Consider the following 25612-nt stretch of genomic DNA (forward strand, 5'->3'; position numbering starts at 1 on the left):
TATTCAGAATGTCAGCAGCTTGGTCAACGCACTAATCAGCGGTGCGAGCATAAACATATCGCTGTCACCGGCCCACAGCGCGGTGTCAGGAATGGTGTCACTGATAAAGTAATTAACGCAGAAGTATTGCCCCCAAGCCACCACGGTAGAAGTCACAAACCCAGCCAACAGAGCCCCTTTGTACCCACCGGTGATATTGCCAAATACCCCCGCCGTACCCGCATGGAAGAAAATGACAATCATGCTGGGAATGAAAACATAGCCGGTATAATGGCCAATCAGGGTGAGCCACAGCAGTGAACCGACAAAAGCACCGACGAAGCCCAGTACCACCGCATTAGGGGCAAAGTTGAACAGGATCGGGCAGTCGAGCGCGGGTTTGGCACCGGGCACCAACCGCGAGCCAATGCCGTTAAAAGCAGGCACCATTTCACCAATAAACATCCGCACGCCGAGCAGCACCACGGCAATGCCGCCGGTAAACATCAGCGATTGCTTCAACGCATAAATATAGAAACTCAAGTCACCAGACTGCGCCAGAATTTCCGCCGCTTTTGGCGTGCCTTTGATTTGCAGAATAAAGGTGCCGATAAAGAACAGCAGCGACATCGTCAGCGCAGTAACCACGTTGGAATCACGCAGGAAACCGAGCTTTTTCGGCACCTTGATATCTTCAGAACTGATTTTATTCGCCGAGAAAAGCTGGCCAAACAGCGCCCCTAACAACGCGACGGAAGCCGAGGTGTGCCCCAAGGCCACGTTGTCGTTGCCGGTAATTTTGCGCACCCAGGGCTGCACCAGCGCCGGTTGCAACGTCCAATACAGCCCCATGATCACCGTCAGCATCAGCGTCAGTTGCAGGCCGGAAATCGCCGGGTTGCTGTTGACCATCACACCGGCAAAAATCATGGTGGTCCAGAACATCATATGGCCGGTCAGGTAGATATATTTAAACCGCGTCAGGCGAGCCAGCAGCAGGTTGAGCGCAAATCCCCCGGCGATGGCAATGGTGACGCTGCTGCCATAGCGCTCGGTGAAATGCACCTGGCCGATGATATTGGTTAGGTTCATCGAACTCAGGCCGAACACTTCCGTCCAGATGGGCTGAAAGATCAGCAGCGCCGAGACGATAATGCCCGCCCCCGCACCAATAATCAGGAATCCCAAAATGCCTTTCAGCGTGCCAGAGACAATATCCGCCAGCGGTTTGCCTTGTAATACCAGCCCCAACAGCACAATCAGGCCGATTAAAATAGAAGCTTCCCCAAAAATATTGACCGTAATCCAGCGCAATACCCCCAGAAATTCGCTCATGGCTATGCTCCCTGTTGCAGAATACCGGCCTGTTCCAACGCCTGGGCAATCTCTTTGTTGTCGATATAGTTATTAACGATCACTACCGGGCAAGACATATGCTGCAGATTGTCCACCAGCTCTGCATTGGTGATCACCAAATCGGCACTGGCCGAAGCCGCCGAAGAGACATCCATATGTTCAACGGAAGCCTGAATTCCGTGCTGTTTTAACACCGACTCCACGTTCATTTTAAGAATCAGGCTGGAGCCCATACCCAAACCGCACACCGTCAGAATTTTCATTGCTGTTCACTCCGTGTTAAACCATCAAGATCGGGTTATACCGCGCAGGCCATCAGCCGATAAAGCTGCTCAGGGTCGCGGGAATTCATTAACGTATGCAGGTTATTTTCGTCTGCCAGCAGGGTGACAATGTGTTGAATCAGTTGAATATGCCGATCGCTGCTGGTGGCAGACAGCCCCAGCACCACCTGCACCGGATCGTTTTCGGCATGGCCAAACACCACGGGCTCGCGCAGCCGTATCAGGCTGAACTGTGGCTTGATTGCCCCTTGCTCCGGGCGGGCATGTGGCATTGCCAAACCGGGGGCAATCACAAAGTAGGGGCCAAACTCCCGGTAGCTGGCCACCATCGCCTGCACATATTCCGGCTGGCAGGCACCCGCTTGGCACAGCGCGTCCCCAGCCGCTTGAATGGCCTGTTCCGCGTTGCTGGCCGGATAATCAATACTGATGGCTTGCCGAACGATCATTGTTGCCTCCCTCTGCCAAATGAAGGCGGATGGAAGCCAGCGTGGCCTCCAGCGCCTGCTGCACAAATTCCTGTCCTTTTTCCTGGCTGGCGCAGCTAGGGTCCCCTAACACCGCATAGTCAGAAAACTCCGTCCAGCGTACCGGCCGGTAGCGGAAATTTTCTGGGAATAGCGGGTAGTGCGCTTGCGCCAGCGCCATATCGACATGTTCCGGTGCTAATGCCAGCATCAGGGACGTTTCAATCTCATCGGCATGCATATAGCCGGGGTAGGCAACGGCAGAAGTTCGCAACCGCTTAACGCAGTCATCGATACCGGCCCAGCTATAGCTGAGCAGCGTAATACCCTCTTCCTTCAGCATTCTGGCGGCGGCTTTGATGGCGTCAAAATTGCCGTAATGGGCGTTAATCACCGCCGTGGTCGCAATGCCATAGCTGGCCATATTGCGTGCCAGCGACACCAGCAGTTGCACCAGCAGATCGTTACCAATATCGATCGCCCCCGCATGCCCGCGCAGTGACCACACCTGGCTATAAGGCACTACCGGCAGGCTGATCGCCGCTTCTCCCAGTTGCTTATCCAGCAAGGCACAGAAACGTTCGGCCAGTAGATTGTCGGTATCCAGCGGCAGATGATCGCCATGCGGCTCCACCGCGCCCAGCGGCAACAGGGCAATCTGCGCCTTTGCCAGCGCCTGTTTGGCCTGCTGCTCATTTAAGCCGTGCAGTTTCATGGTGCCCCCTTAGCCGAAAGCAAAATAACGGGCGGGGTTTTCTACCAGGAAGTCATGCAGCAAGGCTTCGCCATCCAGCCCCTCTTCCTGAGCTTCGGCAATAAATCTTGGCCGCCAATCGGTCAGGATAAACTTCAGCCCCAGGCCGCCTTTGCCGTAGTGGGCACTCATAGATTTACGGGCGAAATCGCCGCCAATCAAAATTTGTTTCTGATAGCCGCGTTTGCACAGTGCCAATATGGCCTGCGTGCGGACATGTTCTGGGTAGTATTTGATGCGGCTCATCCCGTCAAAGGAGAGAAATGCCCCGGTGTTGGCAATCTGACGGTGGAGCCACGGATCGGGATTACGATCCATATGAGCAAAACATAGGCGGGACAAATCCAGCCCCAAACCTCGAAATATCTGCGCCTGTTCCAGCCCCATGGTGCCCATTTCCGTATGGCTATGCATCGGCGCGCCAGTGCATTGCTGGGCCCTGACGATGACTTCCATGGTTTTGCGTTCTAACGGGGAAATGGTGTTGTAGCCGGTGCCGCACTTCACCACTCCGGCGCGATAATGGCTCCCTTCAATGCCGGTAGTGACTTCATGGCAAACGTGCTCCACCAATGCCTCGATCGACGAGCGTTCAATCCAGTCGGCAAAGATTTGTGTTGATCCTGGCCGGTTGCTGCTCCAGAGGAATCCTTTGTTAAAGCCGCTGGTAGCAATAACCTGCACCTGCTGGCGCTTGGCCATTTCAGCGACGGCAACCACCTGGCGGCCATAATCGGGGGCGGTAGCATCGTAAATGGCCCGTCCACCCGCCTGATAAAAATCTGCCAGTTCTCGTTCGGAAGCGTCTGGATCATCCAGCAGCAAATCGTCATCCTGACGTTCTGCCCAGTAGGGTGGAATGCAATAGATGTGATCGTGGCTGTAGGTCACACCGAGTTGGCTGGCGTCAATATCACCGTTTAGCGTGCGAATAGATCCCATGAGAACCGCTCCCTGGATCGGAAAAGAAGGTGCTCTCAACATAGGATAGGATCACTTGATCGGTCAAGTGATCAAGCTCGCAAATCAACCAATATATGATTAACTTTGCTACTTGATAAATAACGATGGCCACGCCCTAGCGCAGCCATCAAGAGAAGGGAAATGACCTGATTCGCTAAGCCGCCTCACTCACCGCCTTACCGTTTTTGGCTAATTTGAAAAAGAGCATCCAGGTAGCGATCAATCCAGAAAACGCGGCAAACATCAGCCAGTAAGAAGGCGAACTTTTACTCCCGGTGATCTCCACCAGGCCGGTTGAAATGATCGGCGTCAGGCCACCAAACACCGCCGTTGCCAGGCTGAAGGCCAACGAAAAACCTACCGTACGCACATAGACAGGCATCACCTCGGTCAATGCCGCCACCATCGCGCCGTTATACATCCCAAAGAAAAACGACAGCCACAGCAATACCACCGTCATGCGTTCAAAGCTCGGTGCCTGAGTCAGCCATTCCAATGCCGGATAAGTGGTCAGTAATGCCAATACGGTGATGGTCATTAAGACCGCTCTGCGGCCAATGCGATCGGATATCGCCCCGCCGATCGGCAACCAGAAGAAGTTGGACAAGCCAACCAGCATGGTCACGATCAGGCTGTCCTCGGCGCTGAGATGCAACACGCTTTTGCCATAGGTGGGCGTATAAACGGTAATAAAGTAGAAAGTGGTGGTGGTCATCGCCACCAGCAGCATGCCCGCCAGGATCACCTGCCAGTTTTGTACCACCGTATATAGAATCTCCCGCGTATCAGGCCGATGCTTACGATTGAGGAACTCCTCGGTTTCCACCAGCGATCGGCGTAATACAAAGATTAATGGAATAATCATGCAGCCAATAAAGAATGGAATACGCCAACCCCAGGCGGATATTTCCGTTGGCGTCAGATGGGCATTCAGGTAATAACCAATCAGCGCCGCCGCAATAATAGCAATTTGCTGGCTAGCAGATTGCCAACTGGTATAAAAACCTTTATTTCCCGGCGTGGCAATTTCGGCCAGATAAACCGACACGCCCCCCAGTTCCACACCGGCAGAGAACCCCTGTAGTAAACGGCCCAGCAGCACCAGCGCAGGTGCCAATAAACCGATGGTGTTATAACCGGGCACTATGGCGATCAACAAGGTTCCGCAGGCCATAATGGATAACGTCACCATCAGCCCTTTGCGGCGGCCAATCCGGTCAATATAAGCCCCGAGCACGATAGCCCCGATCGGGCGCATCAGAAACCCGGCACCAAATACGGCAAACGTCAGCATCAGTGAGGCAAATTCATTATCGGTTGGGAAAAAGGTTTTAGCGATATAGGTGGCATAAAACCCGAACAGAAAGAAATCGAATTGCTCAAGGAAATTCCCGCTGGTCACGCGCAATATGGCACCCAATTTGGCGAATCGCGGGTTGGCTTTTTTGACGGTATTTTCAACCATTGTATATGTTCTCCATGGCAATCATTTGTCGCCATATTTATATATACCCGCCATACTTCAAGTTGCATCTACGTTGGCTTTCCTGCAGCTCGAAGTATTTAGGGTAAAATTATGTAGGGTAGATTTATTAAACACCTTGAAAGTTGAATCAGGCTTTACGCCTTTTTTCTATCGCCCACTTTAATAAAGCCGCAGTACGATAAAAACCATGGGCAAACTTGCCGTAAGGCAGCAATAAAAACAGCGCCATCACGGTTGCCAAATGAATAGCCAGCAGTGCTCCCATCAGCGCAGAATCACGGCCAATCAGTAACGCGATGCCGGTCACGCTCACCAGCAGCAGTAACAGAATAAAACCGCGATCCATCGGTTTTTGCGCCGCGTCGCCGTGAGCCGGGTTGCGGCGCAGGTTCAGCCACAGCAGGCCTGCCGGGCCAATAATCAAGCCTATGCCGCCCAATATGCCCAATATCACCGGCAAACTCAGCAGGTCATAGGGTGCCTCTTCTCCCAACAGGTAGTGGTAGCCGGTAGCCACCAGCGTGGCGGCAAAGCACAGCATAAACCCGTAGAAGGTAAAGTGATGGAACCGGCGCCGCCGCAGGGTAAAGGCATCGTCCTCATCATTGCAGCCTTCACCATGACCACCGTCCAGATAGGTCAAGGTCAGTACGTTGCGGGTGGTTTCTGCCAGCGCAGGCAGGCTTCCCGCAGCCGGTGAGATCTCGCGCCAGAACTTGCGGGTGCTGAACAGCAATGAGCCAAGGGAAAATACAAATACGCTGCCGAACATCACCGCCAGCAGGTTATGCGGGAATATCTGATAGAAATCACCGGCCAGCGGCGGATGTATTAGTGAACCATTGATATACATCATCAATAGCAAAAATAACCCCAGAGCAAAAGCCAGCGCCACGGCTACCGCCGTTCCCGCCCGCTGATACAACACGCCTAACCTGGCTGGCCAAGCGTATTCCTGATAGGTTTCGACGCGCACTTTGGCCATCGCCTGCGGCACATTCACGCCGAACTCATGGGGCGGTGCGTATTGGCAGGCGTGCTGGCAGGCACCACAGTTATGGCAAAGATTAGCCAGATAGTTGATATCAGCCTTGCCGAACGTCAGTCGGTAAGTCATGGCAGGGAACACGGCGCAAAAACCTTCGCAGTAACGGCAGGCGTTACAGATTTGCATCACCCGTTCCACCTCCTGCTCGTTATCGGTCAGGGATTGTGCCTCACGGATTAGCAATTCAAGCTGTTGCATACTCAGCCTCCTGCTGTGCGGCCAATGCCGCTTGATGACCGGCGATACGACCGAAGGCCGTGCCGATAGACATGCCAACGCCTGCGGTATAGCCCTTACCCAGTACGTTACCCGCCATCATCTCTCCGGCGACAAACAGATTGCGGCTAGGCTGGCCGTTAAAATGCACCGCAGCCTGCTCATTCACCTTCAAACCCAGGTAGGTAAAGGTGATACCCGGCCGTAGCGCATAGCCATAAAAAGGAGGGGTGTCGATCGGTAACGCCCAGTGGGTTTTCGCCGGAGTCAGGCCCTCGGTGTGGCAATCGTCCAACAGGGTATGGTTGAAGGTACCTGGCTGACAGGCGCGGTTATAAGCCTCTAGGGTTTGGACAAACTGCTCGGGATCCAGCTCCAGTTTCACGGCCAGATCGTGCAGGCTATCGGCTTTCACCCCAGGGAATACCGGCGGCATAAAGCGCCCGATGGCTTTGCTATCAATAATCGAGTAACCAATTTGACCGGCCTGCTGCGCCACCAGGCGGCCCCAGATCGCATAACGCTTCGGCCAGAAGTCTTCCCCTTCATCATAGAAACGCTGCGCTTGGCGATTCAACACAACCCCCAGCGAAACGCAGTCAACACGGGTGCAGATCCCGCCGTCATACAACGGAGCACGCGCATCGATCGCCACACAGTGGGACTGGGAAGGATCGCCGATCGCATCCGCCCCAGCCTCCATCATAAACTTCAGCAATACGCCCTGATTAAACCGGGTACCACGGATCAGAAAGTTGTCTGCGGGCCATTCACCGGCGGCATTTTGCCCCCAGGCCTCACGCAGCCAGTCGCGGTTAGATTCAAACCCACCGGCGGCCAGCACGCAGGCACGGGCCGCTATGCGCTGCTCGCCAATCCGCGCCGCAACAAATTGCCCGTCCTGCAACTCCAGGGAATCTACCGGGCTGTTATAGCGGATCACCACGCCCAGTTTTTCTGCACTGCGATAGTAAGCATTGATTAATGCTTTCCCACCGCCCATAAAGAAGGCGTTGGTGCGGGCGACGTGTAATGCGCCGGAAAGCGGCGGTTGAAAATGCACGCCGTGTTGTTTCATCCAACCACGGCAGGTGGCGGATGCCCTGATCGCCATTCTGGCCAGCGGTTCATCGGTCAACCCACCGGTGACCTTCAGCAGGTCTTGCCAGAATTCTTCCTCGGGATAGCTGTCGACCAACACATCCTGTGGCGCATCATGCATGCAGCGTAAATTGCGCGTGTGCTGAGAATTCCCGCCGCGCCACTCTTTGGGTGCCGCTTCCAACAGCAGGACGGAAGCCCCCCGTTCCCTGGCGGTGAGGGCCGCGCACAGCGCCGCATTGCCCCCGCCGATGACCACAACATCAAACATAGTCACACTCTCGGTGTTATCCTTTTGTGACTAAAATGTAACCTGCGGTCTAAACAAGCAGCTAGCGGGTAGCGCTTAACGGGGGTTTAGCGATCGTGAAGGGTCGCCCCCGGCCAACTGCCTTGCGTCACCAACTGCTGGATCACGCTTTGCAGCACCACCCTGGCGGCCAGCCCAACCGGGGAGAGTTCATCATCAGACAGGCTGACCAGAAAATTGGGGCGGCTTAATAGCGGATTATCTATGGCGATCACCTTCAGATTGTCATCCACCATGCGCGATACTGCCGCACCCGGCTGAATAGTGGCCCCCAGCCCATGGCGAACCGCATCCATCAACATCGCCAAGCCGTCGATCTCCGCCAGAATATTCAACTCTACCCGTTGCCGGGCAAAAACCGTGTTGAGCAGCGCCCGCAAACCGTGCGTCTGGCTGGGTAAAATCAACGGTAAGCTGGCCAACTCTTCAGGCGTAATGGATTGGTGCTGAAAACGCCCGACGATCTCCTGTCTGCCAATCAGAAATAACCGTTCTGCCAAAATCGGCAGCGCGCTCCAGGTCTGGACGGTTTTATGCTGAAACAGAATCGCCAAATCCAACTGGCGGGTGTTAATCATCGCCGCCAGATTGCCCGACAGGCTTTCCACCATATGCAGCCGGATATGCGGGTAACGCTCCTGCATCGCCAGCATAAAAGGTAGCCCCAGCACCGAGGCGGTGCTGGGTGCCATCCCGACGCTGACGTGTCCGGAGAGCCGGGCCTGCTTTGCCGCCCGCACCGCATCATCGGCATGGCGCAAGGCCAGTTGAGCCTGGGAGAAAAAGGCCAGACCGGCATCCGTTGCCACGATACCGCGCGAGGTTCTTTGCAATAAGCGGATGGCCAGTTCGTTCTCTAGCCGGCTGATTTGCTGGCTCAGGGCAGAAACGCCGATATTCAGATCGAGTGCCGCTTTGCCCATGCTGCTTAACTCAACGGCTCGTACAAAATAGCGTAACTGTCTCAGCTCCATGTTGTTCTCCCACTCATCCGCAAGGTATTGCCCTTATAGTTATCATGGAAAGCTCGCTAGGAAAAATACCTGGCCTAGTTGTAACGTCCATCACCGCTATCGGTTCTTCAACCCACATTGCGCCGGTTGAGGTTAAGCAGCCAGAATACGGCAATCCCAGCAATTACGATCCCCGGCGCCGATGCCGCCATCACTCCTACCGTCCCAGTCCCTAATGCCAGCATCTTACCGGCGATCAATGGGCCACTCATCGCCCCTAAGCGGCCAACGGCGACGGCGGTACCAACGCCTGTCGCACGTATCTCGGTCGGATAAAACTGCGGAGCGAGGGCATAGAGCACGCTTTGCCCACCGGTGGCGAACAACCCGGCAACAAATCCGGCGGCCAGCATGGTGTCAAAATGGGTTGAGAATCCCAACGAAACCAGTGAGAGCAGCATGCCAACGTAAATCAGTGCCGACATCACCAACGGGCGTAACCTGTTCATCAAAGCCCCTAGAATAAGCGTGCCAACCGCCGCGCCAATCTGTAGCGTAAACACCACCCAGGATGCTTCCGAAGCCTGAAACCCTTGATTAACCAGCAAGGTCGGCAACCAGTTAATCAGCATGTAAACCACCAGCAGAGTGAAAAAATAGCTGAGCCACAACAGTAACGTGGGTAACGCAGCTCCGTGGCGGAACAGATCGGCCAATGGCAATGCGGCGATCGCCTGCCGATGATCGCTGAACAGGCGAGATTCGGGTAACATGTTGACCAATAGCGGCACCAAAATTAACGGCACCACACCGCCAAGCCAGAAGATAGTTTGCCAGGGCAAGGTCACCCCCGCGATCCCCACGGTTGCAGCCAATGCTGCTCCCAGAGGAACACCACAATACATCATGCTGACAGCAAACCCGCGCAAGCGAGGCCCAGCCGCCTCAGAGGTCAGTGCAATAAGATTAGGCAGTGCCGCACCTAGCCCAATGCCCGTCATCAAGCGGGCAATCACCAGCGTGCTGAAATCCCAGGCTAATGCTGTCGCAATGGAAAACAGACCAAACAGCGCCACCGAGCCTATCAGCACTTTCTTGCGGCCATAGCGATCGGCAAGCCGCCCGCCAGCAAAAGCTCCGGGTAACAATCCCAGAATCCCAGCGCTGAAAATCCAACCCATTTGCATCTTTTGCAGCTCGAATACCTGAGCGATGGCAACGGCTGCAATCCCCATTGCCTGTAGATCCAGCCCTTCCATCAGGGCAACCAGGAAACATAAACCTATTGTAATGACCAAACGTGAATCGACTTTAGACAAAGCGACATTCATAAAGGTACCTTTGGAATAAGCGATTATTCGATGAGGTGAAGATGTTCAAACGCAGGCAGCCCTTCGATCTGGCGATCGAATGAGCAGATAGAGTGCAGGCCAGTCGAGCTGGCCTGCTTATAATTATCGAGAACGTAAATCCAAAGCCACATCAACGATCATATCTTCCTGACCGCCCACCATCCGGCGTTTACCCAGCTCAACCAGAATATCCACCGCGTTGATGCCGTATTTCTTCGCCGCCACTTCGCAGTGGCGCAGGAAGCTGGAATAGACCCCAGCGTAACCGAGCGCCAGCGTTTCGCGATCGACCCGCACTGGCCGATCCTGCAATGGACGAATCAGATCGTCGGCGGCGTCCATCAAGGCATACAGATCGGTGCCATGGTTCCAGCCAAGCTTATCCGCCGCCGCGATAAACACTTCCAACGGCGCATTGCCTGCCCCGGCCCCCATGCCTGCCAGGCTGGCATCCACGCGATCGCACCCTTCTTCCACCGCAACAAGCGAGTTTGCCACGCCAAGGCTGAGGTTGTGATGCGCGTGCATACCGGTGTGAGTTTCCGGCTTCAGCACCGCTTTCAGCGCGCGGAAACGGGCACGAATATCGTTCATATTCATCGCACCGCCGGAATCCACCACGTAGATACAGGTCGCGCCGTAGCTTTCCATCAGCTTGGCCTGGCTGGCCAGATTTTCCGGCGTAGTCATGTGGCTCATCATCAGGAAGCCCACGGTATCCATCCCCAGTTCACGGGCATAGGCAATGTGCTGTTTTGACACATCCGCTTCGGTGCAATGGGTCGCCACGCGCACCACCCGCGCCCCGGCGTTATAGGCGTCTTTCAGATCGTGGATGGTGCCGATCCCCGGCAGCAGCAATGTGGCAATCTTCGCGTGCTGGGTAACGTCTGCCGCCGCAGCGATCCACTCCAGATCGGTATGTGCGCCAAAGCCGTAGTTGAAGCTGGAACCTTGCAGGCCATCGCCATGCGCCACTTCGATCGAATCCACCTTCGCCGCATCCAGCACGCGGGCAATGTCCTGTACGTTTTGCAGCGTATATTGGTGGCGAACCGCGTGCATGCCGTCGCGTAATGTCACATCCGAGATGTAGATTTTTTTCCCGTTCATACCCGTTCTCCCATCGCCTGAGCCATACGCTCGGCGGTCGCCAGCGCAGCAGAAGTCATGATATCGAGGTTGCCAGCGTAGGCAGGCAGATAGTGCGCCGCCCCTTCAACTTCCACAAATACCGAGGTTTTCAGGCCGGAAAAACGGCCAATCCCCGGCAGATTGAGCGGGGCTTCTGGCGGGATCACATCAAACTGCACTTTCTGCTTCAGGCGGTAACCCGGCACATAGGCCTGCACCGCGGCGGCCATTTCATTGATCGACGCCTCGACTTTGGCCTGATCCACCGCTTCGCTGAGCACATAAACGGTATCGCGCATCATCAGCGGCGGTTCCGCCGGGTTCAGCACGATGATGGCTTTGCCGCGCACGGCACCGCCCACCACTTCAATGGCTTTACTGGTGGTTTCGGTAAATTCATCGATATTGGCACGGGTGCCTGGCCCGGCAGATTTACTGGCGATCGAGGCGATGATTTCGGCGTAATGCACTTTCGCCACCCTAGAGATCGCCGCCACCATCGGAATAGTCGCCTGCCCGCCGCAGGTCACCATGTTGACGTTACCCTGGCTGAGATTCTGTTCCAGATTCACCACAGGAACGCAATAAGGGCCAATCGCCGCCGGGGTGAGGTCGATTAGCCTGATCCCCGGTTTGGCCGCCCGCAGTACCGCGTCATTCTTCACATGCGCACTGGCGCTGGTAGCATCAAACACAAAGTCGATCCCGGCAAACTCCGGCATCGCGATCAATCCCTGCACACCGGCATGGCAGGTCGGCACGCCCAAGCGGCGGGCACGCGCTAAACCATCTGACTCCGGATCGATCCCCACCAGCACCCCCATTTCCAGGTGTTTGGCGTTACGCATAATTTTGATCATCAGATCGGTACCGATGTTGCCGGAACCGATGATCGCCACTTTTCTCTTACTCATGACGCGTTATCCTCATAAAAATAGGTCGCTACCGTGCCAACACCGTCAATTTCTGCCGTAAAACTGTCGCCGGAATTCACTGCGACCATCGGCCCCAGCGCTCCGGTTAACACCACATCACCCGCTCGCAGCGGCGTGCCCAGGCTGGCCATGGTGCGTGCCAGCCAAACCGCCGCATTAATCGGATGCCCCAGGCACTCGCTGCCGCGCCCGGTGGACACCACGTCGTGATTGCGCGTCATGCGCATGGCGCAATTCTGCAAGTCCAGCCCGGCAAAGCGGCGCGCGGGGCCGCCCAATACGTACACGCCGCAGGAAGCGTTATCCGCTACGGTATCGACAAACTTGATCGACCAATCTTTGATGCGGCTGCCGACCACTTCCAGCGCGGGCATCACCCATTCCACCGCACTGCACAGCTCATCAAAGGTGGTATCGGCATGCGGCAGATCGCGATTCAGCACCAAGGCAATCTCTGCCTCGATGCGCGGCTGCATCACGCGTGAAAACGGGATGCCCTGGTTATCGCCGTAGCACATGTCGGCAAACAGCGTGCCAAAGTCAGGCTGGTCTACCCCCAGTTGCTGCTGGACTTTAGGGTGGGTGAGGCCCACTTTGCGCCCCACCACGCGGCGGCCTGCGGCCTGCCAATGCTGCACATTCAGTTGCTGGATGGCATAAGCCGCTTCGCCATTGCCAACGCCGAGGCGATCGCGCAAGGGTTCAATCACCTTGCCGCTGGCCTCTGACTTGCGCAACGCCTCAGCCAACTGCTCCAGACTGTAATCACTCATGACTCACTCCCTGACTAATGGCTGAGGAAATCCAGCACCATACGGTTAAAGGTCTCAGCATGTTCCCATTGCGCCCAATGCCCGCAGTTGCTGAACACGTGCAGTTGAGATCCGGCAATGCCCGCCAGCAGGCGCAGGCCGGTATCCATCGGTACAAAGCGATCGTTACGCCCCCAGACAATCAGCGTTTTAGCCTTGATCTCACCCAAGCGCGGGCTGAAATCCGGGAACTGCTTTGGATTGATCGTCAGGCTTTTGATGAAGTTTTCCAGGTGATCGCGATTCGCCAGAATATTGTCGAGACGCGCTTTGAACAGGGCTTCGGTCAGATCGCTCGGATCGTAAACAAAAACGTTCATCATTTTGCGCAGGTTGTCGATATTGGGTTCGCGATACAGCCCTTGCAGCAGTTTGATACCTTCCGTCGGCATCGGCACAAACGGGCTGGCCCCGCCGGTACCGCCGCCCATCAACACCAGCTTGCCGACGCGCTCCGGCCAGTTCAGGGTAAAGGCTACCGCGCTGTGGCCGCCCATCGAGTTCCCCAGCAGATGCACCTGTTGCAGATCCAGCGCGTCCACCAGCCCTTTCAGGATGCGGGCATTGAGATCCGAACGGGAACCGGTGCTGACGATCGAGTCGCTTTTGCTCCAGCCAGGGCAATCCAGCAGGATCACGCGGTAACCGGCCGCCACCAGTGGTTCGATGTTGCGGCTGAAGTTGGCCCAGCCGCTGGCACCGGGGCCGGAGCCGTGCAGCATCACCACGGTTTCTGCGCCGCTGCCACAGTCGTTGTAATGGATACGCAGATCGGCTTCGCCTTCACGGATTTGCACGAAGTGGCTGGTATTTTCTTCAGTAAATGATGTCATGACTTTCTCCTGTCATCCTGGTGATTTCAGCGGCGTGGTGCAGCGCTGAGGGAGCCAAATCCGGTGATCCACTCCGGCAGTTCGCGGTAATAACGGCTTTCGGCCTGATACGGGCCAAATGCCGACAGCGCCGCAAAGGCGGCCATCCAGGCTTTAACCTCATGGGTCGAGCGGCCCGCAATGTCTGACAGTTCCTGATTACCGAGCGCATCCAGTTCAGCAAGCTTGCCGCTGGAAAGAATGTCCATAAACTGGTTATCCCAAACCGGGTTGAGCGGATGCAGCGAGTGTTTATCCTCCACAAAGCCGCGCGCCGCAGAAATAACGCGGTGCTGACGTGCCTGACGCTCGTCTGGCGGTAAGTGGCGGCCGCTGCCCAACAGGCGATCACGCGTGTGAGCATCGGCCCCGGCCAGTTGCGGTACCGGTGGTTGGTGCGATAACCCGCCAGAGCCGAGGAACAGCACCCGCTTATTGAGGCCACGAGCAAAACGGCCAACGGCTTCACCCAGCAGGCGCGTGCGCTGGAAGCTTGGCATCGGCGGTGCCACGCCGTTGACGAACACCGGCAGCACCGGGTAATTGGCCAAGCCGCCGAGCAGATACTCCAGCGGCTGAGCAAAACCGTGATCCACCTGCATACAGTAGGAAACCGCCACATCCACCCCGGCATCCATCACCGCTTGGGCACAGGCTTCGGCCAGCTCGGCAGGAACCGGGATTTCGCCCGCGGCACTGCTGAAGTCGCCGATCGCCGTGGCGGCCGTACCAATACAGAACGACGGCATAATGTCGTAGAAGAAACCGTTGTAATGATCCGGCGCGAACAAAATCACCAGTTCGGGATCGAATACGCGGATCCGTTCCCGCGCATCAGCAATGGTTTTTTCCACTTCAGCCAACACGTCGGGAGCCGGATCAACGTACCCCACCAGCGGTGAGTGAGAGAGGCAATGGAGATAAGCGTTCATATCAAGCCACCTTATTTTCAATAATGGGAGTGAGCACCGGAGAGCGCAGCGAAACGGCCACGGCCAGAGCATCCATCAGGGTGCCAAGCGTTTGTGGCGTCGCTATACCGGCGATAAAACGATCGGGGCGCAGTACGACAATCGAATGCTGCTGACTGGCGAACCACTCTTTGAGCCGCCCGGTGGTATCGCCGAGGCAAATCACACCGGCCGGACGTTGGCCTACGGCCGGTAGCTGTACTTCCGGCACCACCTGAATGAACTGCGTACCCGCCTGTTGCCACTGGGCAATCTGCTCATCGCTCAGGCCCCATTGCGGGTTACAGCCCCAGGCGATAATGGCAAAGTGCGGCCCAATGACGTCGTCCAGCAGCCGTTTCTGGCCGCTACTGAGCATGATTTTGGGTTGAATAAACATGCGCCCGACCGGTGAGTTTTTCTCTTTACCCGCCACCAGCGCGCCGGTTTGGTACTGCGGCATCGGCTTAAAGCGCATTTCGAGGAAGTAACGTTTGATCGGCGGCAGGTAGTTGAATGCCCAAGCAAGACCATCGCGCACTTTGCCCTGCCAGCGGTGTGGCGGTGCCAACACATGCCCGGCGGTCACCGAGAGATCGATCATCGCTTTGGCGTGATCACGGCGCTCCTGTTGATAGGTGTTGAGCAGCGTCTCTTTTGCCTGCTCGTTGACCACCATCGCCAGTTTCCAGGCCAGGTTGAACGCATCGCGCATACCGCTGTTGTAGCCCTGCCCTTGCCACACCGGCATGATATGCACCGCATCCCCTGCCAGCACAATGCGATCGACGCGGAACTGCGCGGCCAAACGGGCGTTATGGGTATAAACCCGCTGGCGGATCAGTTCCACCCGATCGGGATCGGGCAGCACCTTCGCCAGCAGTTCGCGCATTTTTTCCGGCTTGCTCAGTTCGCTTTCGGTCTCACCCGGCATTACCATAAATTCGAAACGCCGCACGCCGTGGGGCAACGCCGCCGAGACATAGGGCCGCACCGGGTCGCAACACATATAGATATGCGGCGTGCTGAGCGGATCGTTGGCGATATCCACCACCACCCACTGATTGGGGGCGGTTTTGCCATCAAAGGCGATGCCCAGAGTACGGCGCACGAAGCTGCTGCCGCCGTCACAGGCCACCAGCCAAGCGGCACGCACCGTTTCGCGCTGGCCTTCGTCATCCTCAATTTGTAGCGTGACGCCGGTGGCGTCCTGGCTGAACGCCATCAGGCTGCGGGAGAAGATGCTGCGCACCTTGGGAAAGCGCTTCAGGCCATCGAACAGCACGGCATCCACCTGCGGCTGAATAAAGGCGTTGCGGCGTGACCAACCAAACTCGTCGGTCATCGGCTGAATGTCGGCAAAGCAGCGCCCTTTGGGCGTCAGAAAGCGCATCGCGTGCCACGGGGTGGTATGTGGCAACACGTTATCAACTAAGCCGACGGCCTGAATGGTGCGCAGGGCTTCGTCGTCAATGCCAATGGCTCGTGGGTAATCGATCAGGGTATCGAGCTTCTCGATCAGCAGAGCCTCAATCCCCATTTGGCCGAGATAATTCGCCATCATCAAGCCGACCGGGCCAGCACCGACGATAGCAACCTGAGTCTGGTAATCGGCAACCAGACTTTGTTCTGAAGAATTGTTGTAGGGCATAGGTTACTCACTTGTTAACAATTTTTTATTGTTTTGGGAGTATATGAGGCGCATTTTTCGCCTACAATGAAAACCCTTTAAGCTGTGCACCAGGTGCACAATAATGTTTTAAAAGGATTTATTGAGGCTAATCATGCAACCCGACCACAATACCGAATACAAAACCGTGCGCGGCCTGACGCGCGGATTGGCGTTGATCAACGTGCTGAATCGGTTGGACGGCGGTGCCAGCATTGCGCAGTTGAGCGCCATCACACTTTTGCACCGCACCACCGTGCGCCGCCTGCTGGAAACATTGCAGGAAGAGGGCTATGTGCGCCGCAGCTCCTCGGACGACAGCTACCAGCTCACGCTCAAAGTGCGTGAATTGAGCGAAGGGTTCCGCGATGAGCAATGGATCTCGGCCATCGCGGCCCCGCTGCTGGGGAAGCTGTTGCAAGAGGTGGTGTGGCCCACCGACCTCACCACCCTGAATGTCGACGCCATGGTGGTGCGTGAAACCACCCACCGTTTCAGCCGCCTGTCGTTCCACCGCTCAATGGTCGGCCGCCGCCTGCCCCTGCTGTTGACCGCTTCCGGGCTGACTTATCTGGCGTTTTGCCCGGCTCATGAGCGGGAAGCGTTGATCTCACTGCTGGCCACCCGCGATGAAGTGGAATACCGCCTGGCGCGGGAGCCGCTGCGCTTGGGTAGTATTCTGCAACGCATCCGGCAGCGCGGTTACGGCGAGAACTACATGGGTTGGCAGCAAGAGCAGAAGATCGCCTCAATTGCCGTGCCTATCCATAGTCAACAGCGGGTGATCGCTAGCCTGAACCTGGTGTATATCGCCAAAGCGATGTCGATTGAGCAGGCCGTCGAACGCCATCTGGCCGCGCTACAGGAAACCGCACGGCATATTGAAGCGGGCATACGCCGTGAAATATCTGGGCATAGTGCCTAAGCGCCCCTCACCCTAGCCCTCTCCCGCAGGGAGAGGGAACTGCCCGTGCCACGGGGTGATCCTGTGCCTGAGGTCAAGCGCCGAGCCAAATCCCCTCACCCTAGCCCTCTCCCACAGGGAGAGGGAACTGTCCGTGCCACGAGTTTATGTTGTGCCTGAGGTCAAGCGCCGAGCCAAATACCCTCACCCTAGCCTTCTCCCACAGGGAGAGGGAACTGCCCGTGCCACGGGTTTATCCTGTGCCTAAGGTCAAGCGCCGAGCCAAATCCCCTCATACAAGACATCTCTTACTGGTAGAGGGAAGTATCAGTGCCACTGCTTCCCCTAAACCTGAAAATCAGCACCGCATCAACTCCCTCTCCCTTGGGGAGAGGGTTGGGGTGAGGGGAAAACCGTCACCGCGCTAAACCAGGCTTTTCAGCGCCACCTGCGGATCAACCAGTTGTTTTTCATCCACCGTTACGCCCTGTTGAATCAGCTTGCGCAGATGGCGGATTTCGCGGCCCTGATTCAGCGTGATGGCCCCGATCAGCTTGCCGTTTTGCAATGCAAACCAGATCGCGCTGTGCCCCTCGGTATTGCCGCGCATCAGCCAGCGCTCGCTCTGCATCGCGCCAACAAACTGGATATTACTGTCGAACTGATCGGTCCAGAACCACACGGGTACCGGCGCTGGCAGCGGTTTATCCAGCATGGCGCTGGCCGCCGCCAGCGCTTGCTGGTTGGCGTTGTCCCAGGTTTCCAGCCGTACCAGTTGCTCACCCTGGCGACGCAAAGTGACATCACCGGCCGCGTAAATCTGGGCAACCGAAGTACGGCAACGATCGTCAACGATGATGCCGTTGTTAGTCGCCAGCCCGGCCTGGGTAGCCAGTTGATCGTTGGCTTCAATCCCGATGCCATAAATCACCGCGTCACCCGTCAGCCGCTCGCCGCTCTGCAAGGTCAGCACCACCCGATCCTGCTCGATGGCAGCGTGCTCAATCCGCGCATTCAGGCAAAAACGCACCTGATGGTGTTGATGCAGGCTCGTCAGATAATCACGCACCGGCGGTGGTGCGTTACGCCCCATCACTATCGGTGCCTGTTCAATCACCGTCACCTTGCAGCCGCGCTGCGTGGCGCTGGCCGCCAGTTCCATACCGATGGTGCCCGCCCCCACAATCAGGATCTGCTGGTTTTCGTTCAGCACAGAGCGCAACCGCCGGGCATCTGCCGCCGTACGCAGCGTGTGTGATTTTTCACCCAGCGCGTCCAACTGCGCTAAACGGCGCGCTTTGGCTCCGGTCGCTAACAACAATTTATCCCACGCCAGCTCTTCGCCATCGGCCAATACCACGCTGTTTTGGCTGATATCAATGGCAACCACCCGCGTATTGCTGCACAGGGTGATGCGATTTTCTTCATAGAAGGTGGCCGGCAGAATGTCTTGCAACTGCGGGGTTGGCGACAGCAGCATGTCTTTCGACAGCGGCGGGCGCTCATAAGGGAGCTCTGGCTCTTCGCTGATTAGGGTGATGCTGCCGGTAAACTGTTGTGCGCGTAACGCGGCAGCAGCCATGGCTCCCGCCTGACCGCCGCCGATAATCACTATCTGTTTCATTTAGGCTCCTATAACGACAAGCCACCAGCAACGTGGCGGATACCTCGGATTGCCAGGCCCGCATCGGCATTGATCATCACACCGCTCAGCGTGCGATTGTTACGGCGCGACGCGAGCATGACATAAGGGCCGGTAAAATCTTCCGGCGCAGGAGAGAACTGCAAAGGCAAAATAGCGGCGATCTTTTCTGGCGTCAGGGATTGCATAATCGAGGTGTCCTGCTGCCCCAGTGCCTGTGGGCCACGCAGATCGCTCGCCATGCCGCACGGCCCAACGCCGTTGACCCGCACCTTAGGGGCCAGCTCATAGGCCAGTTGGCGAATCAGCCCCACGGCGGCGTGCTTGCTGGCGGTGTACAGCGGGCCGCCGCCGCCCGGATACCAGGCAGCGTTGGAGAGCGTAAAGATCATGCTGCCGCCGGATTCGATCAGCGCCGGAGCGCTGGCCTTGGCCCCCAGCAGATAGCCTTTGACGTTGACGCCAAACAGTTCGTTAAAACCGGATTGCAGCTGTTCCGCTGGGGTCGCCAACAGCGAAGCGTTGTGATCCCAGATCCCGGCATTGCCAATAAAACAGTCCAGGCGGCCAAAGCGGGATAGCGTCATCTCAACCGCGCGCTGATTATCGGCAAAACAGGTGACATCGCCCTGTACCGCCACAATCTGCTCGCCAAACTGCCGCTGTAACTGGCTGACTTTCTCTGCCGAGCGTTCGAGGGTCGCCACTCGGGCGCCCTCTTCTATAAAACGTGCCACCAGCGCCAGCCCCAGACCCGAGCCCCCGCCGGTAATCAGCACTACGTCGTCATTGAGATCGGACATCAGGCTTCCTCCGGGATATCGATAAACACCGCCCCTTCTGCGACGGTGACCGGGTAAGTTTGCAACGGTATCGTGGCTGGCAGGCACAGCGCTTTGCCGGTTTTCAGGCAAAAGCTGGTGGCATGCAGCGGGCACTCCACGGTAGCGTCATCCTCGATATACCCCTCAGACATAGAGGCATTGCCATGGCTGCACTGATCGTTAATGGCATAATATTCGCCGCCCACGTGGAACAGCGCGATCACCGGCGTGGTATCCAACCGGAGGGCTTCACCCTCCGGCAGCTCCTCAGCAAAACAGGCATGAATTCGCTTCATCAGAACAGGACACTCAGGTTGTGGGAGGTAATAACCGCCTGATCGAGAACGATTTCACGCCCGCACAGGCCCCAACCTGCCGATGTTTCACGGCGGCGTAACAGATCGGTTCGGGTACCAATGTAAATGGTCTCGTCGCGCTCTTTTTGCGCCCGATACAGCAGATAGTTAACCCGTACGGAAAACACATCGGGCTGCGCGGTTTCAGTCACCACGCAGTTACTGACCAAGTGACGCGTGCGCGACGGTGGTTCTTCAGCCCAGGCCATACCGGTTTCCAGACGTGCGACGCGGCGCTCCAACTGCGATTTGGTGTCGTTGAAAATCCAGGTAGTCGGTGGCTGTGCCCCTTTGCGTCGATCGCGGGTCTGGGTATTGACGGTGGTGCGCATGGTGTAGCGCAAATCGTCATCCAGCAGTTCCAACCAAGCACGGAACTCCCAGTCGTCGAGCAGCGCCGCTTCGTAATAGAGAAATTGGCTTATTTGATGATGGAGCTCAAAAGAGACGGACATACTCATTTCATCACCTCCTGTTGATACGCAGCGGTTTTCTCTTGTACTTCTTTCCAGGTGTCGCTGCTCAGTAAATCCGCCCAACGCTGGTACATTCCGCGCGCGGCAGTTTCAGAAAAGATGTAGTTGGTGATGCCTGGGACACCGTCAGTACGGCGTTTTTCCTGATTTAACCCCATCTCCAAACACAGCGGGTTGTTGCGGGCCTGATGGCCTTTAAGCAGTTTCTGGATCTCGCACCAGTTTTCCGAATCATCCTGTTCGAGGAAACCGGCCGGGCCGAAGGCACGGGTGGCACTGTTTTCGAACGCAGCTTTGGTTTCGTCCGATGCGGCTTTGTCGGTAATGCAGAACGCCCAGACTTCGACCTGATCCGGCCCGCGTGGGTGCCAGACGCGCAAAGTCGCAGTGCCATTAAGCCAGGAAAGGGTAGGGAAAATGTTGTTATGCCCGGCCAGACGCAAAGCACGGGTCTTGCCAAGGCGCTGTTCCGCTTCTGCATAGCTTTCACGGTAGTAACGCGAGACTTCACCATCGACCCACACGTTGGCATCCGGTTGCTCGGTGAAGAAGAAGCCGCAGCCGTGGCCGTCCTGGCCAAACTGCACCGCGTCTTTGGCGGTTTCCCACACCGGACGAGGGGTCTGATCGTTACCAAGTTTTTTATCGCTACCGTCCGCCATGCCGCCTAGCACCTGCACCGCCGAGACGTGGCTGAACAGGGCGTGATACTGATCGCTGGCAAATTGCTCAGCAGGGAATTTCCAGTTACAGTTAATCACCCATTTCTGCACGCCGCCGACGATTTCGGTGCCGCCTTCTCGACGATCTAGCAGGCCGTCAAGATACCAGGCCATATCACCCAGATAGTCCGTCAGCGCAGGGGCGCTGGTGTCCCAGTTGCCGAAAATCAGGCCTTTGTACGATTCCACGCAGGGAACTTCTTTCAGCCCCCAGTGCGATTTGCACAGCCCTTGCGGATAGGCACGCGGTTCCAGTGGTACTTCGACCAGTTCGCCGTCAATGCCATAGGACCAGCCGTGATAAGGACAGGTAAAAGCGCGGGTGTTGCCGCTATCAGCATAGCTGACGCGCATTGCGCGGTGCCGACACTGGTTGAGAAACGCTTTGATGGAGCCATCTTTCTGGCGAATCACCACCACCGCGTCTTCACCCATGTAGGTGTTAAAGAAGTCTCCTGGTTTTGGGATCTGGCTTTCATGGGCCAGAAACAGCCAGCAACGACCAAAAATCCGCTCCAGTTCCAGTTGATAAATTTCTGGATCGGTATAGATACGCGGCGTAACCTGCCCGTTTTTAGCGTCGATCAAGCTGTAGATGTCTAATTTTGCGCTCGTGGTCATATTATTTGATCCTCATCCAAGAGATGTATTGACCTTCGTAGGGGTTGCACAAAGGATGTTGCTTTCCAGTTGCTAGTTTGTGAAATAGTAAAAATCTACCGTGCTAGACATTTTTTCTATGATGGGAGGAAAAGGTATGGAGCTAAGGCATTTACGTTATTTTGTCGCGGTAGCCGAGGAGCTTAATTTCACCCGGGCAGCGGAAAAACTGCACACATCGCAGCCTTCCCTGAGCAGCCAGATCAAAGATCTTGAGCACTGCATCGGCGTGCCGTTATTGGCCAGAAATAGTCGTCAGGTTTCACTGACCCGCGCGGGTGAGGTGTTTTTACAGCAAGCGATCAATATTCTTGAACTGTCCGAACAGGCCAAACAGTTGGCGCGCAAGGCGATGGAAGAACAGGTACGGCTGACTATCGGTTTTGTTCCCTGTGCGGAAGTGAATATCCTGCCCGAGGTTCTGCCAAAGTTGCGCCAGCAGCTCCCCGCTGCCGGTATTGAATTGGTCAGCATCATTACTACTCAGCAGGAAGAGAAATTATTGAAAGGGGAAATTGACGTCGGCTTTATGCGGCGGCCGATTGTCAGTAACCAGTTAAACTATCGGGTGGTTTATCGTGAACCGCTGATGGTGGTGATGCACGTCAATCACCCATTAAGCAAAGAAACGCAGCTCAGCCCACAGCATCTTGATGGCGAAAACTTTATCAGCACCGATCCGGCTCACTCTGGCGCGCTGTATCAGATGGTAGAAACTTACCTGGCGCAAGCCCACAGCAAGCCCAATACCGTGCAGGCCGCCACCAATATTCTGGTCACCATGAATCTGGTAGGGATGGGGCTCGGGATTTCCATTGTGCCGCGCTATGTTTGCCATTTTCAGTCGGCGAACGTGGTGTTCCGGCCGTTACCGGCCAATGCCCCGCAGATCGAACTGCTGATGGCCTGGCACAAAGAAAATAACAGCCCCGGTTTGGCTCAAATGCTCGAGCTGGTTGTCGAGCAGGCAGAGGCGTTAGAAGAACCCGTGTAGGATCATCCCCATGCTGACTTACAGCGATGTCGAACAGGTGACATAGGTTGAGCCATCCAGCGGGAAATCGAACAAACTGCCATTCCCCAGATAAACGTAATGCCGGGCGTTACCACCGCTGACCAGTTCAGTCACCCAATAGTTACCGGCGAACCAGCCGTTAGAGTAACTGTTCATCGTGCCCCATTCATTCCACAGTCTGCCGTCGGCATCCCGGTTGGCACCGGTCTGGCTGGCCGGGGTTCTATCGGTCATCTGGCCATACCCCGGAACGGCGTAGCCGCTGCCTTGGGAGCTGCACCAGGCTGCGGCAGCGCTGTATGTCATAATGTTGAAGTCATTATTTCTAAACCAGCGATTCACGGTGAACTGGTAGGTTAATGTGGTGCCATTGTCTGGGTTCTCAGCCGTAACGGTGACGCTGTTATTGCCCGATGTCGGCTCCTGATTGAATCTGACGTTGCCGCTGCCATCCACGCTGGCCCAGCTCTGATTGGTACTCCAGTTATAGGCGCTGTTATCTGCCGGGCTTTCGCCAATGACCAATTGGAATGCCGCGCCAACAAACCCCGTTCTTGGGAATCCGTCATCGACCGAGAAAGAAACCCCGTTGACCAGGATTTGCGTCATATTGAGCTCCTCAGAGAAATTAACGGTCACCGTAGAAGACACGCCGTTGCTGGCGGTGGCCGTAACCTCACTGCTGACCGCCGATTCGCTGGTCAATGATAAGGTCACTTCGCCGTCGCTGTCGGTTTGAGCGCTGGTGGTATTCAGCGTCACGCCGTTGGTGGCGGTGAAAGTAATGGTTTCGCCTACCACACTGTTGCCACGGCTATCCTCCACGCTGACCAGCACATTGTTATCGTCAGCGCCGTTGGCCAGCGCATTGTTCTGGGTCACTTCCGCATCGACTACATAGGCCGGGCCTGCAACAAACAGCGTATCGATAGACTTGCTGTCATTATCAATGCTGGCCGTTACGTGGGTGATACCGGCGCTCACGTTGGTCACGTAGGCCGTCGCTACGCCATCGACGCCAGTTTGCGCAGTGGCGGAGATGACGCCCAGGTTGTCTGCATCAAACAGCACGGTGGCCCCCACGGCGGGGGTACCATCCAGATATTGCACGCTAGCGCGCACGGTATTCACCGCCTGCCCATCGGCCACCACGCCCAATGGCGCTTCCGCCCACGTCAGGCTGGCAATAGTTCGTTGCCATTTGATATTGATCGGATTAGCGAGCTGTACCGGCAAGCCTTCGCTGGGTACGGTGATATTGGGGTCGGTCTGCGGGGTGACGATCACATTCAGCTCACTGCCCGCCAGAATATCGCTGAGATCCAGGGTATAGCTTGGCGCTGTCGCCCCGCCGATCGCGGCACCGTCCAGCGTCCACTGATAGGTGGTGCCCTGTTCGGCATCACCATCTGCATCGTTGAAGGCCGAGGTGACCGTGATAACGTCTCCAGCCTGCGGTTGTGTATTATTTACCGAGAGCGTGGCCGTTGGCGCTCGCCCGTGAACTGGCGTGGTGGATTGCTGGACGGCCTGCACCACCTGGCTCATGACGACAATCAGAACCAGTAATATCCTGAATAAAAAAACCTTAAAGATATCGTCGCGGCGCAGCATCCAGCGTATCCATCATACTGATTGATTAAATTAATAGGCCCAGGCAGTGATCACACCTGCCTGGGCTGACGCTTTATTAACGAGTTGGTGAATTACCTACAACCACCTGGACTCTCAGTCTCTGGTCGGTCCGCACTGGTGTATAGGTGCTGCTGGTTGCTCCGCTAATGTCAGTGAAGGTATTAGTACCTACGCCAGTTTCGATCTGCCACTGGTAGGTCACACCAATACAGGTACCGCCCGCACAGGTTGCTGTTGCGGTCAGAGCCGTATCAACTTGTGGATAGCCACCCACTTCACCGGTCACCTCTACGCTAGTAACGATACCACCCTCAACCACCGTCAGGGCATTAGACGCAACGGCCAAACCCTCGGCCGGATCGGTGATAGTCGGATCGGTATGTGGGGTCACGACCACCGTAATGGCTTTGCCCAAGTCACCGGCAACAATGGTGTAGCTATTGCCAGTGGCGCCGGCAATATCTGCGCCATCAGCCTGCCATTGATAGGTTTCCGGTATCGCCGCATCGCCATCCTCATCGCTGAACGTCCCTGCAGTGCCGATACTTAACGTATCGCCGACATCAACCAGACCGTTGCCGCCAGCATCGTCAGAAATAATGGTGCTTTGCGTCACAACAGGTGCACGGCCCCTTACGGTGGTGGTCGGGCTGGATGTGACTGCCGACCAGGCCGAGCCGACAATCAGCACGCTGAGCAATATCCCCGAGAGCAGAGAGCCAATTTTATGCTTCATC

At 56.4% G+C, this 25612-nt stretch carries 25 protein-coding genes; 2 read left to right on the top strand and 23 right to left on the bottom strand.

Features of this window, described 5'->3' with window-relative positions:
• Window positions 1-3 precede the first annotated feature (3 nt).
• The 16 genes from ACX1CU_RS17315 to ACX1CU_RS17390 form a co-directional block, all read right to left on the bottom strand.
• On the bottom strand, window positions 4-1314 hold the full coding sequence (locus ACX1CU_RS17315; protein ID WP_459399488.1) for a PTS ascorbate transporter subunit IIC: 1311 nt from the start codon (window positions 1312-1314) through the stop codon (window positions 4-6).
• 2 nt (window positions 1315-1316) lie between these two features.
• The gene (locus tag ACX1CU_RS17320) at window positions 1317-1598 is read right to left on the bottom strand and encodes a PTS sugar transporter subunit IIB (protein ID WP_459399489.1); all 282 of its coding nucleotides are present in this window, start codon (window positions 1596-1598) and stop codon (window positions 1317-1319) included.
• 35 nt (window positions 1599-1633) lie between these two features.
• Window positions 1634-2068, bottom strand: coding sequence for a PTS sugar transporter subunit IIA (locus ACX1CU_RS17325; RefSeq protein ID WP_459399490.1), 435 nt, complete (start codon window positions 2066-2068; stop codon window positions 1634-1636).
• Complete coding sequence (locus tag ACX1CU_RS17330) at window positions 2040-2801, bottom strand: creatininase family protein (protein WP_459399491.1); 762 nt, start codon at window positions 2799-2801, stop codon at window positions 2040-2042. Before ACX1CU_RS17330 ends, ACX1CU_RS17325 begins: the two co-directional genes overlap by 29 nt.
• Window positions 2802-2810: 9 nt before the next feature.
• Complete coding sequence (locus ACX1CU_RS17335) at window positions 2811-3782, bottom strand: phosphotriesterase family protein (protein WP_459399492.1); 972 nt, start codon at window positions 3780-3782, stop codon at window positions 2811-2813.
• A 175-nt stretch (window positions 3783-3957) separates the two neighbouring features.
• The gene (gene tcuC, locus ACX1CU_RS17340) at window positions 3958-5268 is read right to left on the bottom strand and encodes a tricarballylate/proton symporter TcuC (protein WP_459399493.1); all 1311 of its coding nucleotides are present in this window, start codon (window positions 5266-5268) and stop codon (window positions 3958-3960) included.
• Between the two features lie 148 nt (window positions 5269-5416).
• Window positions 5417-6535, bottom strand: a complete 1119-nt coding sequence (gene tcuB, locus ACX1CU_RS17345; RefSeq protein WP_459399494.1) for a tricarballylate utilization 4Fe-4S protein TcuB — start codon at window positions 6533-6535, stop codon at window positions 5417-5419.
• On the bottom strand, window positions 6522-7925 hold the full coding sequence (gene tcuA, locus ACX1CU_RS17350) for an FAD-dependent tricarballylate dehydrogenase TcuA (protein WP_459399495.1): 1404 nt from the start codon (window positions 7923-7925) through the stop codon (window positions 6522-6524). Before tcuA ends, tcuB begins: the two co-directional genes overlap by 14 nt.
• Window positions 7926-8011: 86 nt before the next feature.
• Window positions 8012-8938: a LysR substrate-binding domain-containing protein gene (locus ACX1CU_RS17355; protein ID WP_459399496.1), complete on the bottom strand. Its 927-nt coding sequence runs from the start codon at window positions 8936-8938 to the stop codon at window positions 8012-8014.
• Window positions 8939-9045: 107 nt separating this feature from the next.
• Window positions 9046-10248: a 3-(3-hydroxy-phenyl)propionate transporter MhpT gene (gene mhpT, locus ACX1CU_RS17360; RefSeq protein WP_459399497.1), complete on the bottom strand. Its 1203-nt coding sequence runs from the start codon at window positions 10246-10248 to the stop codon at window positions 9046-9048.
• Window positions 10249-10371: 123 nt separating this feature from the next.
• Entirely contained in the window at window positions 10372-11382 is a 1011-nt protein-coding gene (mhpE, locus tag ACX1CU_RS17365; RefSeq protein WP_459399498.1) for a 4-hydroxy-2-oxovalerate aldolase, read from the bottom strand.
• Window positions 11379-12317, bottom strand: coding sequence for an acetaldehyde dehydrogenase (acetylating) (locus tag ACX1CU_RS17370; RefSeq protein ID WP_459399499.1), 939 nt, complete (start codon window positions 12315-12317; stop codon window positions 11379-11381). The genes mhpE and ACX1CU_RS17370 overlap by 4 nt, the downstream gene beginning before the upstream one ends.
• On the bottom strand, window positions 12314-13111 hold the full coding sequence (gene mhpD / locus ACX1CU_RS17375; protein WP_459399500.1) for a 2-keto-4-pentenoate hydratase: 798 nt from the start codon (window positions 13109-13111) through the stop codon (window positions 12314-12316). Before mhpD ends, ACX1CU_RS17370 begins: the two co-directional genes overlap by 4 nt.
• A 14-nt stretch (window positions 13112-13125) precedes the next feature.
• Entirely contained in the window at window positions 13126-13983 is an 858-nt protein-coding gene (locus tag ACX1CU_RS17380) for an alpha/beta fold hydrolase (protein ID WP_459399501.1), read from the bottom strand.
• Between the two features lie 26 nt (window positions 13984-14009).
• Complete coding sequence (gene mhpB / locus ACX1CU_RS17385) at window positions 14010-14954, bottom strand: 3-carboxyethylcatechol 2,3-dioxygenase (protein ID WP_459399502.1); 945 nt, start codon at window positions 14952-14954, stop codon at window positions 14010-14012.
• 1 nt (window position 14955) lies between these two features.
• On the bottom strand, window positions 14956-16623 hold the full coding sequence (locus ACX1CU_RS17390; protein WP_459399503.1) for a bifunctional 3-(3-hydroxy-phenyl)propionate/3-hydroxycinnamic acid hydroxylase: 1668 nt from the start codon (window positions 16621-16623) through the stop codon (window positions 14956-14958).
• A 133-nt stretch (window positions 16624-16756) separates the two neighbouring features.
• Between ACX1CU_RS17390 and ACX1CU_RS17395 the strand changes: the two genes are divergently transcribed.
• Window positions 16757-17566: a DNA-binding transcriptional regulator gene (locus ACX1CU_RS17395; protein ID WP_459399504.1), complete on the top strand. Its 810-nt coding sequence runs from the start codon at window positions 16757-16759 to the stop codon at window positions 17564-17566.
• Between the two features lie 403 nt (window positions 17567-17969).
• Here ACX1CU_RS17395 and hcaD read toward each other — a convergent pair whose 3' ends face one another.
• From hcaD to hcaE, 5 genes are read right to left on the bottom strand one after another with little or no spacing between them, the layout of a single operon-like run.
• Complete coding sequence (gene hcaD / locus ACX1CU_RS17400; protein ID WP_459399505.1) at window positions 17970-19169, bottom strand: 3-phenylpropionate/cinnamic acid dioxygenase ferredoxin--NAD(+) reductase subunit; 1200 nt, start codon at window positions 19167-19169, stop codon at window positions 17970-17972.
• A gap of 8 nt (window positions 19170-19177) precedes the next feature.
• On the bottom strand, window positions 19178-19990 hold the full coding sequence (hcaB, locus tag ACX1CU_RS17405) for a 3-phenylpropionate-dihydrodiol/cinnamic acid-dihydrodiol dehydrogenase (RefSeq protein WP_459399506.1): 813 nt from the start codon (window positions 19988-19990) through the stop codon (window positions 19178-19180).
• Complete coding sequence (hcaC, locus tag ACX1CU_RS17410; RefSeq protein ID WP_459399507.1) at window positions 19990-20307, bottom strand: 3-phenylpropionate/cinnamic acid dioxygenase ferredoxin subunit; 318 nt, start codon at window positions 20305-20307, stop codon at window positions 19990-19992. Before hcaC ends, hcaB begins: the two co-directional genes overlap by 1 nt.
• Window positions 20307-20828: a 3-phenylpropionate/cinnamic acid dioxygenase subunit beta gene (gene hcaF, locus ACX1CU_RS17415; protein ID WP_459399508.1), complete on the bottom strand. Its 522-nt coding sequence runs from the start codon at window positions 20826-20828 to the stop codon at window positions 20307-20309. The genes hcaC and hcaF overlap by 1 nt, the downstream gene beginning before the upstream one ends.
• On the bottom strand, window positions 20825-22186 hold the full coding sequence (hcaE, locus tag ACX1CU_RS17420; protein WP_459399509.1) for a 3-phenylpropionate/cinnamic acid dioxygenase subunit alpha: 1362 nt from the start codon (window positions 22184-22186) through the stop codon (window positions 20825-20827). Before hcaE ends, hcaF begins: the two co-directional genes overlap by 4 nt.
• Window positions 22187-22322: 136 nt before the next feature.
• Between hcaE and hcaR the strand changes: the two genes are divergently transcribed.
• Window positions 22323-23219 carry a DNA-binding transcriptional regulator HcaR gene (hcaR, locus tag ACX1CU_RS17425; RefSeq protein WP_459399510.1) on the top strand — a complete coding sequence of 299 codons (897 nt, stop codon included), beginning with the start codon at window positions 22323-22325 and terminating at the stop codon, window positions 23217-23219.
• An 18-nt stretch (window positions 23220-23237) separates the two neighbouring features.
• Here the strand turns inward: hcaR and ACX1CU_RS17430 are convergent, their stop codons facing one another.
• The gene (locus ACX1CU_RS17430; protein WP_459399511.1) at window positions 23238-24854 is read right to left on the bottom strand and encodes an Ig-like domain-containing protein; all 1617 of its coding nucleotides are present in this window, start codon (window positions 24852-24854) and stop codon (window positions 23238-23240) included.
• Window positions 24855-24930: 76 nt separating this feature from the next.
• The gene (locus ACX1CU_RS17435) at window positions 24931-25611 is read right to left on the bottom strand and encodes a ZirU family protein (RefSeq protein ID WP_459399512.1); all 681 of its coding nucleotides are present in this window, start codon (window positions 25609-25611) and stop codon (window positions 24931-24933) included.
• Window position 25612: the final 1 nt, after the last annotated feature.

This window comes from Serratia sp. D1N4 (assembly GCF_054552755.1).